11 protein-coding genes are annotated in these 10,792 nt (G+C 64.7%); 4 read left to right on the forward strand and 7 right to left on the reverse strand.

Going from position 1 to position 10,792, the window contains the following annotated elements; genetic code table 11:
• Positions 1-82 precede the first annotated feature (82 nt).
• A complete protein-coding gene (locus FNJ47_RS24655; protein ID WP_175068414.1) occupies positions 83-439 on the forward strand; it encodes a hypothetical protein in 357 nt (118 codons plus the stop codon).
• A 37-nt stretch (positions 440-476) separates the two neighbouring features.
• On the opposite strand, the gene FNJ47_RS24660 is transcribed toward FNJ47_RS24655, so the two are convergent.
• From FNJ47_RS24660 to FNJ47_RS24680, 5 genes are all read right to left on the reverse strand, one after another.
• A complete protein-coding gene (locus tag FNJ47_RS24660; protein ID WP_163157765.1) occupies positions 477-2,552 on the reverse strand; it encodes an FAD-binding oxidoreductase in 2,076 nt (691 codons plus the stop codon).
• A gap of 62 nt (positions 2,553-2,614) precedes the next feature.
• A complete protein-coding gene (locus FNJ47_RS24665) occupies positions 2,615-3,232 on the reverse strand; it encodes a glutathione S-transferase family protein (RefSeq protein ID WP_163157767.1) in 618 nt (205 codons plus the stop codon).
• 130 nt (positions 3,233-3,362) lie between these two features.
• Entirely contained in the window at positions 3,363-3,776 is a 414-nt protein-coding gene (locus tag FNJ47_RS24670) for a Rieske (2Fe-2S) protein (RefSeq protein ID WP_163157769.1), read from the reverse strand.
• Positions 3,777-3,990: 214 nt separating this feature from the next.
• Positions 3,991-5,103 (reverse strand): amidohydrolase family protein, encoded by a 1,113-nt coding sequence (locus tag FNJ47_RS24675; protein ID WP_163157771.1) that lies wholly within the window; start codon positions 5,101-5,103, stop codon positions 3,991-3,993.
• A gap of 68 nt (positions 5,104-5,171) precedes the next feature.
• Positions 5,172-6,236: an amidohydrolase family protein gene (locus FNJ47_RS24680; protein ID WP_163157797.1), complete on the reverse strand. Its 1,065-nt coding sequence runs from the start codon at positions 6,234-6,236 to the stop codon at positions 5,172-5,174.
• Positions 6,237-6,480: 244 nt separating this feature from the next.
• Between FNJ47_RS24680 and FNJ47_RS24685 the strand changes: the two genes are divergently transcribed.
• Positions 6,481-6,960, forward strand: a complete 480-nt coding sequence (locus FNJ47_RS24685) for a hypothetical protein (RefSeq protein ID WP_163157773.1) — start codon at positions 6,481-6,483, stop codon at positions 6,958-6,960.
• Between the two features lie 124 nt (positions 6,961-7,084).
• Complete coding sequence (locus FNJ47_RS24690; protein WP_163157774.1) at positions 7,085-7,591, forward strand: lipocalin-like domain-containing protein; 507 nt, start codon at positions 7,085-7,087, stop codon at positions 7,589-7,591.
• 55 nt (positions 7,592-7,646) lie between these two features.
• Here the strand turns inward: FNJ47_RS24690 and FNJ47_RS24695 are convergent, their stop codons facing one another.
• Complete coding sequence (locus FNJ47_RS24695; RefSeq protein ID WP_163157777.1) at positions 7,647-8,360, reverse strand: DJ-1/PfpI family protein; 714 nt, start codon at positions 8,358-8,360, stop codon at positions 7,647-7,649.
• A gap of 109 nt (positions 8,361-8,469) precedes the next feature.
• On the opposite strand from FNJ47_RS24695, the gene FNJ47_RS24700 reads away from it, so the two are divergent.
• A complete protein-coding gene (locus FNJ47_RS24700; protein WP_430649413.1) occupies positions 8,470-9,420 on the forward strand; it encodes a GlxA family transcriptional regulator in 951 nt (316 codons plus the stop codon).
• A 183-nt stretch (positions 9,421-9,603) separates the two neighbouring features.
• Here FNJ47_RS24700 and FNJ47_RS24705 read toward each other — a convergent pair whose 3' ends face one another.
• Complete coding sequence (locus FNJ47_RS24705; RefSeq protein WP_163157781.1) at positions 9,604-10,152, reverse strand: carboxymuconolactone decarboxylase family protein; 549 nt, start codon at positions 10,150-10,152, stop codon at positions 9,604-9,606.
• Positions 10,153-10,792 lie beyond the last annotated feature (640 nt).

Raw genomic sequence — 10,792 nt, forward strand, 5'->3', positions numbered from 1 at the left:
GATACAGATCATCTTATTGATGAACTGAAGTTGATGACCACTTCCGGATTGGCTGACATGGGCTTCCGGGATTGGGAACCAGATGAACAAATCGTTTTGGCATGCGACGCTCTTTGCACTCGCCGCCCTGCTGTCGATGCCGGCGATCGGCCCGGCCCGGGCCCATGATCACGACCATCCCGAGTTGAACGGCTGGTATGAGAGCCTGCACAGCGGAAAAGGGCCCTGCTGCGACGGCAGCGACGCGACGCGCGTCGACGACGCAGATTGGGACACCAAGGACGGCCACTACCGTGTGCGCCTCGAAGGTGAGTGGATCGACGTTCCCGATGAGGCCGTCGTCACCGGGCCCAATCGTGCCGGCCACACCATGGTCTGGCCGTATTACCTGAACGGTCACCCAAAGCCGCGCTGCTTCATGCCGGGCAGCATGGGCTGACGAGCCGCGTAACGCTGCGCAAGCTTGGCACGGCCGATCAAAGATCCAGCTGGACCCGGTTCTCGCCATCGCCCTCCGGCTTCGCCGGCACGGCGCAGCAGATCAGCACCTCATCATCGGCCACCTCGGCGGTCGGCTCCTTCAGATAGGTCACCGCGCCGGCCTGCAATCTGGTTCGGCAGCTTCCGCAATTGCCTTCCCGGCAGCTGAAGGCGGGGCTGAGGCCGCGTGCTTCCGCGAACTCAAGCAGCGTTCCGGATTCCGGCGTCCAGCGCGCTTCCTTCATCGATGCGGTGAAGGCGACCGGGACCGGCGTGGTCGCGGGCGGCCGGCGCGGCGGCGCCGCTTCGACGACATCCAGCTTCCTCACCAGCGACGAAGGGCCGAAAGCTTCGGCGTGAATCCTGCCATCGGCGATGTTGTAGCTACGCAGGGCGTCATAGAGCGATTGGGTGAATTGCGGCGGCCCACACAGATAGAAGTCGTAATCGTTGAACGGCAGGACGCGCGACAGCAGTGGCATGTCGATCCGCCCTGCGGCGTCGTAGTCGGTGCCCTGCTCGGCGCCGTCAACGTCACCGAGCACGCGGGTGATCCGCACCGCACCACGGACGGCGTCGGCGAGTTGCTGCAACTCGTCGCCGAAGGCGCGATCCTGCTTGGCATGCGCGGCCTGAAACAGGAATGCCGGCCGGATGCCGCGGGTGCGCAGCCCCTCATAAACCACGTGACGCAGCATCGCGAGCATCGGCGTGATACCGACGCCGCCGGCGAGCAGCACGGCGGGCCGCTTCTCGCGGGCATCGATCGTGAAGCCGCCGCCCGGCGCACGCGCCTCGATGATGTCGCCGACACGGATATTGTCATGGAGATGCTGCGATACCAGACCATCACGCTTAACGCTGATGCGGTACATGCCGTCCGACGGCGCGACCGACAGCGTATAGGTGCGGATGACAGGCTTGTCCGCGCCCGGGATCGACAAGCGGATCGGCAGATGCTGTCCAGCCCGGTGCGGAAGCCGTCCGGCCCCGTCGTCCGGCTGCAGATGAAACGACCGGATCGAGCGGCTCTCGTCGACGATTTTGGTGACCTTGAACGGACGCCACTGCCTCGCAAGTTCGGCTGCGCGGATGCGGTCGGCGGCCTGCATCCAGTCGCCGGTCATCAGTGCATTGGGCGACCAGCCCTCGGCCCGGAATGCCCAGCGCAGCGGCAGCGCGCCGCGCCGGCGCACCATGCGACGGGCACGAAAACTCCAGAGCCGTTCGGCGCCCTGGAACGCGGCGATCTCCGGCGAGTCCAGGATCACCTCGGCATCGCCGGTCAGTTGCAGCACGTCGCCGCTCTCGAAATCGACGAACACGAGCCCGGCCTTACCGTTGACCAGGATGTTGCCGAGCGTGTTGAAGAACAGATTGCCGGCGAAATCCGGGATCGTCAGCGTGCCGTCGGCGGCGACGCGAACGAAACCGGCTCTGCCGCCACGATGCGAGACGTCGACCTGGCGGCGGTCCTCGCGCTCGGTGTAGGACGCCACGAAGAACGTATCCGCCGCCGCGATCGTGTCGCGCGCGGCCTGATCGAGCGTCGCGCTCTCCTCGATCGCTCCCGTGAACGGCTCGCCCGGCTCGCGCACGAAGGCGAAATCGCGCAGCTGGATGTATTGCGGACAGTTGCCAAAACTCTGATCGAGCTCGAAGCTGAGCGCCTTGCCCGACGATGCACCAAGTAGCCCGTTGGCTCGGTTGCGGCGCCTTGTGTGCAGTTCGATTCCCAGCAGTGCGATCGCATCGTCCTCGCGCATGCCCTCGCTGACGGGATCGGTGGGGTCAGGCCGCGCATCGATCGCGAGGCTGCGCGGTGTCGGCGATGAGATGAAGCCGGGCCGGCCGGCCAGCAGCGAGGCCCATGCGTCGCCACGTCGGTCCACGCTGCCGACGACGATGAACGGAATCTGCGCGAAGAAGTCGCGATGCTGGTCGGGCATGAAATCCCGCACCGCGCGCTGGCCGACGGCCTCCATCTTCTCGGCAACACCGACCCTCTGCTGGATCGCCTTTTCGCCGGCATGCCAGGCCGCGAGCTTGCTCTTGGTTCGCCTGTCGCTCATCGCATCGCCCTCCCTTGCGGGGGTTGGACGGGCGTGCCGGCGGGGCACGCCCGATCGGCAGATCACGCAGCAGTCGCCAGACCGACTGATGTCTTGGCAAAGGGCACGAAGCCCGGCAATGCCTCGATCCGGCGCAGGAACGCGTTGACGCTGACATAGCCGGAGAGATCGACGTTACCTTCGGGCGCGCTCGACAGATAGCTGTAGAGCGCCACATCGGCGATCGTCGGCTGCGTGCCGACCAGCCAATCGCGACCGGCGAGATGGGCTTCGAGCCGCTTCAGCAGCACATGCGCGCGCGCGATCACGTCTTCCGGATTGAACTTCGCGCCGAACACGGTGACGAGCCGCGCCGCGGCGGGTCCGAACGCGAGGTCGCCGGCAGCGACCGACAGCCAGCGCTGCACGGCCGCAGCGCCCTTCGCATCCTGCGGCAGCCAGTCGGTGCGGCCGAGCTTGGTCGCGAGATAGACCAGGATCGCGTTGGAATCGGCAATGATGATGCCGTCATCGTCGAGCACCGGCACCTGGCCGAACGGATTGAGCGCGAGGAATTCCGGCGTCTTCTGCGCGGCGGACCTGAGGTCGACATCGACCAGCTCGTGCGGGATTCCCAGCAGAGAAATGAACAACCGCGCGCGATGCGCGTGGCCGGAAAGTGCAAAGTGATAGAGCTTCATGGTGCCGTTCCTGATGTCGTGGACGGGGTTATCCCGATCGCGAACTCAAGATGGCGCATTGCATCTATTATTATAATCGCCGTTGTTGTAACTTCATTATTGCATATTTTGCAATAACACCGAAGTGCCGTTACACCTCGACGATCACGTAATCGTCCTCGATCTGCACCGGAAAGGTCTCGGCGACATACGGCCCCTTCTGCAATTCCGCACCACTTTCGACCGCGACCGGATAGGAGCGGATCCTGAACCGCGTCGGATCGAACCATGACTGGCCGTTGCGGATGTCGAATTCCCAGCCGTGCCACGGACAGCGCAGCATCTCGCCCACGCGGTCGCGCTGGTAGATGCCGGGCTCCGGCGACGTCAGGCGCGCGACGCAGGCCGCCTTCTCCAGCGGCGCGCCTTCATGCGGGCAGCGATTGAGCAGCGCAAAGAACTCGCCATTGACGTGGAACACGACGATGTCGCGGCCCTCGAGGCCGAACACCTTGTTGCCGCCGGCGGGAATCTCGCTGGTGCGCGCGACGATGTGACGAGTCATCTCGATCCTAGCGTATTGACCGCAACAGCGGTGCACTCCCTCGCCCCGTTCTTACGGGGAGAGGGTTGGGGTGAGGGGCTGCCTCCGCACATTCGGAGATAGCAGTGCTTGCGGAGGCTCCCCCTCACCCGGAACGCATCTAGCGATGCGTTCCGACCTCTCCCCGCACGCGGGGCGAGGTGGAGCGGAGTGCGGAGCAAATTCATTTGTGCCCCTAGAATTTATAAACCGCGCGGGCGTTGCTGTTGAAGATCTTGCGCCGCTCAGCCTCCGTCAGCGGCGTCTTGAAGGCGTAGCGCGCGTCGTCATAGTCCCAATGCGGATAGTCCGACGAGAACAGCAGCCGGTCGATGCCGACCCACTCGATCAGCTGACGCAGATGCCTGGCTTCATCGGGCTCGTCGATCGGCTGGGTCGTGAACCAGAAATGAGACTTCACATATTCGCTCGGCTTGCGCTTGAGATGCGGCACCTCGCTGCGGAAGCGCTCGAAATGCTGATCCATCCGCCACATCGTCGCGGGGATCCAGCCGAAGCCGCCCTCGATGAACACGATCTTCAGTTTCGGGAAGCGCTCGGGAACACCTTCCAGCACCAGGCTCGTGAGGTTCGAGGCCACCGTGTGCGCGTTCGACTGGTGCTCCTCGCAATAATAGGACGGCCAGCCGCCGCCGGTCGGTGCGTGCCCGCCATAGCCGCCGACATGGATGCCGAGCGGCAAATCGAGTTCTTGCGCGCGTTCATAGATCGGCCAGTAGCGGCGGCGGCCGAGCGGCTCGTTGGCACGCGGCGAGACGTTGATCTGGATGTATTCACCCGTCTTGGCGCAGCGCTCGATCTCGGCGAGGCCGAGGTCGGAGCCGTCCTGCCCGACCAGGATCGAGGCCTTCAGCCTGGGATCGCGATGCGCCCAGAAGGCGAGCTGCCAGTCGTTGATGGCGCGCTGGATCGCGGCGCCGAATTCCAAATTCTGCTGCGAGAAGATGAAGAGGTCGAGCACCTGAAGGATGCCGAACTCGACGTCGAACGGATCGAGATGCTGCTTGCGCATGAAATCGAGATCGGAGCCCGGCACGCCGCCGGTCGGCGGCCATGCGTCGCGGCGCGCGATCAGCGGCGAGGAGCGCGGATACGGCGTGGTGCCGATATAGGGCGTGCGCAGGTGGCTGCCATATTCCTTCAGATGCTGCTGCCAGCGCTTCGGCAGGAACTCGTTGAGATCGCTGTGCGAGTGAATGCTCGGATGGATGTCGCAATCGATGATCTTCAGCCGTGTCGCGGCGGACTTCTCCTGGTCGAGCATCGGGCGGTCGATGACGTCACTCATGCGATCCTCCATTTTGTTTGCGCATGATCTTGTCGGAAAAACCGGTTCCCACTTTTCCGGATCATGCGCTAAGAGTTCAACTTCAGCCGTGGAAATGTTTGCAACGGATTGTCTTCGCACATCCGCCTGACGAGACTGTCAGGCAGATGCGGCGGGACCGGATCGTCGCCGTCGAACTGCCAGTGTGGGTAGTCGGACGCGAACAGGAACATCTTGTCGGAACCGATCTGGTCGATGATATCGGCAACACCGGTTGCATCCATCGGCGCGTCGAACGGCTGCATGGTGACGCGGAAATGGTCTCGGATGATCGCGGCCGGCTCGCGCTCCACCCACGGCACCTCGACGCGCACGCCGCGCCAGGTCTTGTTGGCGCGCCACATGAAGGCGGGCAGCCAGCTGACGCCCGATTCCATCAGCACGACCGTCAATCCGGGATACTTCCCGAACACGCCCTCATAGATCAGGCTCAGCGTCTGCGCCTGGAACGCCTGCGCTTCGGCTAGATAATATTCGTAGCGATAAGACGGCCAGCCGATCGAGCTCGGCGCGCCGCGATAGGCGCTGCCGGCGTGGATCGCGATCGGCAGTCTGTATTTTTCGGCGGCCTGATAGATCGGCCAATAGTGCCGCCGCCCGAGCAGCATCTCGTTTTGCGACGGCACCAGCACGGAGACGAAACGGTTGTCGCCGGCGCGGCGCTCGATCTCCTCGACTGCGAGATCCGGCGCCTGGATCGGCACCACGATCGAGGCGCGCAGCCGCGTGTCCCTGGCGAGCCACTCGGCCGCGATCCAGTCGTTGATCGCCTTGCAGAAGTCCGCCGCCATGTAGGGATCGAACACCGCCTGCGCGCCGTAGACGACATTGCAGATGGCGTGGCTGGCGCCGAGCTGGTCGAAAGCGCCGCGCTGCACCATGGCGAGATCGCTGCCCGGCTTGCGGCCGTCGGCCGGCCGCCAGTCGGCACGGCCGGACAGCGGCATCGACGGCGGATAGGAATTGAGGTCGAGCCCGTCGATGGCGCGGCTGACGACCTGTTCCTTCCAGTGATCGCTGAGATAGGGCAGCAGCGTGGTGCGCGTTCCCCCCACCGCGGGATGGATGTCGCAATCGATGCGCGTGGCCGCCATGGCGTTCCCCGGGATTGTCTTGGTCTTCATTGTTGGCGGCATCGCTGCCGCAGAGCGGACTGTGCCGCCGATGGCGCGATCGTGCAAGCGGGTCGACGCGGGGCCGCCCTGCCCTGTACGCGCATCCGGCCTCACGCGAAGTTGCAGGACAGCATGTGAAGGGCGTCACCCATTGAGACCACCAGACGTGCTAGCGATTCCACGTCGCGAAAAGAGCGTTTCAGGAGATGGGCAGGAGATGGGAATGAGACCGGGCCGACTGACGATCCTCGCATGTTCATTGTCGCTGGCCTCGTCAGCGGCCTGGGCCGCACCAGCGACCACGTCCGGCTCGGTCGCGCTGGCGCTGGCCGGCGTCGTGGCGCCCTACTCTTCGCTGCCGGCCAAGGAGAGGAAGGCGGTCGCCGCGTTCTTCAACGGCGACAGCAATGTCCGCATCAGCAAGAAGATCGTCGTCACCGCGGACAAGGTGGTGTGCCGCGCCAGCAATGTCGCCATCACCTCGCGCTCCTGCGAGCTGACCTTCGGCAGCAAGACCCACACCGTGAAGGGAAGCGGAGCCAACGCAATCTTCGCCACCGTGGCGCTCGCCGGCGTGCCCGCCGACGGCGCCGCCGGCACGATCTTTGAGGCGCTGTCGAAACTGTCCTGCACGCTCGACCCGGCAGCGATCAAGGACAAGGCCGGCGGCGGCGCCGATTGCAGCTTCGAGCCGGGGAACTAGAGCGTGACTCATCACCTCCGCCCCAGGCGCATGGAAACGCAGCCTGAGACCTTGTTTTTGGCGGGGTTGGTTGCGCACAATCGCTACGCAGGTTCAAAAATCAATTTTCAGCGTGGAGCGCTATATGAACAGGATCTTTCTCGCCATTGGTCTTGGCCTCGCCGTATCAGGCGCAGCCCTTGCTCAACAAAAGACAGCCAAGGACCAAATTGTCGGAGCATGGACCCTCGTATCGGTCGTCAGTGAGATGGATGACGGCAAGAAGGGAGAGCCCTTTGGTCCATCCCCAAAGGGCGTCATCATTTTCTCGAACGACGGGCACTTCTCGCTGTTCCAGTCGCGCGCCGAGATTCCGAAAATTGCAGCCAGTGACCGGGCGAAAGCCACGCCCGAGGAAGCACAAGGCATCGTGGCATCCAGCATCGCATACTACGGCACCTACGTGATTGACGAGAGTACGAAGGTGATGTCCGTGAACCTGGCCGCCAGCACCTATGCGAACGTCGCCGCCATTCCCGATCAGAAGAGAACCATTACCCTGTTGACCTCGGACGAGCTCAAATTCGACAATCCCAAAACTCCCAACGGGATGACGCTTCGAACTGCATGGAAGCGCGCGGTGGCGCCTTAGAAGAGACACCGATTTCCGAGTTCAGGGCTTAGCCGACAACTTAAGGCCTACGCGTTCAGCCCGCCTGCACGACGACTCCAAGCCTGGCAGCGACGCGGCGTGCGGTCTCTTCCCGCTGCGCCGTGATCGCGCGCACGGCCTGGCGCGACTGCTGCAGGATCTCGGGTGGCGCGGTCTCCGGCGTGCCGCAGTCGAACGGCGGCTCCGGCGCATACACCATATAGAGCTGGATCGCGCGCGCGGCATCGTCGCCGCGCAATTCAGCCGCGAGCCGCAATGCGCCATCGATGCCTGCCGTGACTCCGGCGGCAAAGACAAAGCTTCCGTCCACCACCACGCGTTCGTTCACGGGGATCGCGCCGAAGAACGGCAGCAGATGAATCGACGCCCAATGCGTCGTCGCCCTGCGCCCCTTCAGAAGGCCTGCCGCTCCGCAGATCAGCGCTCCCGTGCAAACCGAAAAGATGCGGGATGCCCCCGCCGCCTGCCGGCTGATCCAGCCGAGCACTTCCCCGTCCTCCATCAGGGCCTGCTGACCGAAGCCACCGGGTACGTGCAGCACATCGAGCGGTGGCGCTTCGGCCAGCGTGGCGTCCGGCGTCAGCCGCAATCCCTTGATGTCGCGCACCGGCTCCATCGTCTTGGCGTAGATGCGATAGGTCGAATTCGGAATCCGCGACAGCACCTCGAACGGCCCGGTCAAGTCGATTTGATCGACGCCTTCGAACAGCAGTGATCCGATCCGCAAGTGTACATCATGAGTAATCATCGAACTTCCCTCAAACTTCCGTTGCGCTATGGACAAAGCGAATCTAGCGCGGCACGTTTCGGCGATGACGCCAAAGCCCCCACATTCTCCGCCAAAAGACCGCCGCGTGATCGAAGTGCTGGCTTACCCGGCAGTGCAGTTGCTCGACGTCACCGGGCCGTTGCAGGTGTTCGCGTCCGCCAACGCGCTGTCGGCCAAGGCAGGCAACGCCGAGCCATATGACGTCCGCGTCGTCGCGAAGGATGGCCCTACGGTCCAAGCATCAGCGGGAGTCGGGCTCGCGGTGCATCCATTGCCAACCATCGGCAGCGCGGTCGACACGCTGGTGATTCCGGGCGGCGATGGCGTCAACGCCGCGACGGCGGATGCTGTGCTGGTCGACTGGGTGCGCAAACGCGCAGGAGACGCACGCCGCACCGCCTCGGTCTGCACCGGCGCGTTCCTGCTTGCCGCATCAGGTGCTCTCGACGGCCGGCGCGCCGTGACCCATTGGGGATTCTGGCAAGAGCTCGCCGAGCGCTTTCCCGACGTCCGCGTCGAGTCCGATCCGATCTTCGTGCGCGACGGATCGTTCTGGACCTCGGCCGGCGTCACTTCCGGCATCGATCTGGCGTTGGCGCTGGTGGAGGAAGATCTCGGCCGCGCAACGGCGCTGGCCGTCGCTCGCTATCTCGTGGTGTTTCTCAAACGACCCGGCGGACAGGCCCAGTTCAGCGAAGTCTTGTCGCTGCAAACGACCGACGACAGGTTCGGCGCGCTGCATGACTGGATCAGCGGCCATCTCGCCGACGACCTCTCGCTTTCGACGCTGGCGAAGCAGGCCGGCATGAGCGAGCGCAGCTTCAGCCGGCACTATGCCGATGCAACCGGGCTGACGCCGGCACGCGCGATCGAGCGGCTGAGGGTCGAGGGCGCGCGGCATCTGCTCTCGGAGACACGCCTGCCGATCAAGCGCATCGCCCAACGCTGCGGCTTCGGCTCCGAGGAGACGATGCGTCGCAGCTTCCTGCGGCTGCTGTCGACCTCGCCGCAAGACTACCGCGCCAGATTTGCAGGCTGAGGCTGGACCGAGCACGGACGCGGTTCACCTCGCCCCGCGTGCGGGGAGAGGTCGGAACGCATCGTCAGATGCGTTCCGGGTGAGGGGGAGTCTCCGCAAACGCGGCTATCCCTCATGCGCGGAGAAAGCCCCTCACCCCAACCCTCTCCCCGTAAGAACGGGGAGAGGGAGCACGGCGCCGCCTCAGCTATTCCAGGCATGCGCCTGCAATCCCGCTTCCAGCGGCGGATTGGTGACGCTGCCGGTGTAGTTCGTGATGGTCGATGCCGCCACGATGGTGATCACTTCAAGCAGCAGTTCCTTGCTGAACCCCTCCGCCAGAAAGCGCTCGATCTCCTGATCGTCGAGCCGGCCGCGCTTCTCGATCAGCGTCCGCGCCAATGTCGAGAGCGCACCGAGCTGCTTGTTGGCAGGCGAGCGACCGGCGCGCATCGCGTCGACATCAAGCGGATCGAGGCCGGCCTGCAAGCCGAGCGCGGAATGAAGCGCAACCGCCCAGGCGCAGCCATTGGTTACCGCGTCGGTGAGCAGCACGGTCTGGATCTGCGGCTCGGAGAAGCTGCCACCGTGCACCTTGTCGAAGATGCCGATGAAGCTCTGCACGAGCACGGGCGACGTCGCCATCGCGGCCGCAAGGTTGGGGATCATGCCGAACCGCGCCTCCACCTCGCGCAGGGTGGACTTCGAAGCTGCGGGGGCGGAGTCGAGCGTATGGACAGGAAAACGTGCCATTGGAACTGCCTTTCACTGTGGTGATTGAACCCGACGCCGCTGGACGCAACGGAGCTGTCGCACTCGACGCGCGGCAGCCGGGTTCGATGCAGGCAACCTAGCCGCGCCAAGATGCGCGCGTTCGCCAAACTCCCCACATTCCGCGCCATCCGCACGGATGCGCTGGGCCTGCGCTAACGGTGGACACATCGCGGGCGCCACAGGTTCAAACGTGATTGAGACGAACGTTCGGCTCTACCGCGGTCATTGCGAGCGAAGCGAAGCAATCCATGCTTCCGCCCATACCGATAGATGGATTGCTTCGTCGCTTCAGCGCAAAATTGCGCGCAATTTTGTCGCGAGCTCCTCGCAATGACGGGCTGCAAGCTCCGCTCAAGCCACAGCGCGATCCTTCACCCGCCGCGTCACGATGGCGAGCAGGCGGCCGAGCGTGCCGCCGGCGGGGCCCTTCTTGCGGGCCAGCGCGAGCGGCGCGGCGCGGGCGGGGCGGTGGTACGAGGCGGCCGCGGCCGCCCGCCGGCGCTACGGGTGCCGCAAGACCGCAGAGCCGAGTCCCGCCCCGAGGAGACATAGGGGGGGGAACATACCAGAGAGCCACACCGCGCCGGTTGGGGGCGGCGCGACGGGGGGGGGGGGGGGC

The sequence above is a fragment of the Bradyrhizobium uaiense genome, assembly GCF_010811875.1.
GTDB classification, from domain to species: domain Bacteria; phylum Pseudomonadota; class Alphaproteobacteria; order Rhizobiales; family Xanthobacteraceae; genus Bradyrhizobium; species Bradyrhizobium uaiense.